Source organism: Oleiphilus sp. HI0066 (genome assembly GCF_001635725.1).
Genome location: NZ_LWFH01001884.1, coordinates 1 through 814 on the forward strand (window position 1 = coordinate 1; position 814 = coordinate 814).

The following is an 814-nucleotide window of genomic DNA, read 5'->3' on the forward strand; positions in this document are numbered from 1 at the left end:
GCTTCTCAACATTGAGCATGATTGGATTCATATAGACATCCTGAAGGGCGAAACCAAAACCAGAAAAATTCTAGCTCTTTCTCCTGCAGGTAAGATTCCATTACTCATAACAGATCAAGGAGAGACGCTTAGCGAGTCGAACGCCATCTTGAATTATCTATGCGAAGGTAGCGCGCTATACCCCAGCGATATCTGGCATCGAGCTAAAGTGCATCAGTGGCAGTTTTTTGAACAATACAGCCACGAACCATATATTGCTGTTGCAAGGTTTATTAACAAATACCTTGGGTTGCCCGAAGAAAGGCTGGAGGAATACAAGTCAAAACAAGAAGGCGGTAATTCAGCACTTCGAATCATGGAAACTCAACTTACGCAAACACCTTTTTTGACTGGAGACTCGATAACAACCTGCGATATTTCCTTGTTTGCATATACGCATGTAGCGCATGATGGCGGCTTCGATCTAAATCACTACCCAAATATTCTAAAATGGATAGACCGAATAAAAAGCCAAGAAGATTTCTCAGCTATGGCCTAGGCTAATCCTTATGAGTAGAGCAACAGCCTAAGCCGGCGACCAATCCACTAATGCCTGAGTCAAAATAGCAGCATCAATTAGCTTAATAATGTAATCATCCATTCCCAGCGCCAAGCATGTCTTCTTTCTTCACGCTTCACAGAGACAAATATAAGACAACAAAAAAAGCCGCAATTAGGTCTACCTAATTGCGGCCAATAAGGAGTTAACGAAATAATCGTTAAAGAACGCCTGTTGCGATCCCTAGAACATAAAGAACCGATACTAGCGCAACCG

1 protein-coding gene is annotated in these 814 nt (G+C 42.4%); it reads left to right on the forward strand.

Annotated elements, in window-relative coordinates; all coding sequences use genetic code 11:
- Positions 1-538 (forward strand): glutathione S-transferase family protein (locus A3738_RS28965; protein ID WP_068764031.1); only part of this gene is annotated, 538 nt, incomplete at its 5' end.
- Positions 539-814: the final 276 nt, after the last annotated feature.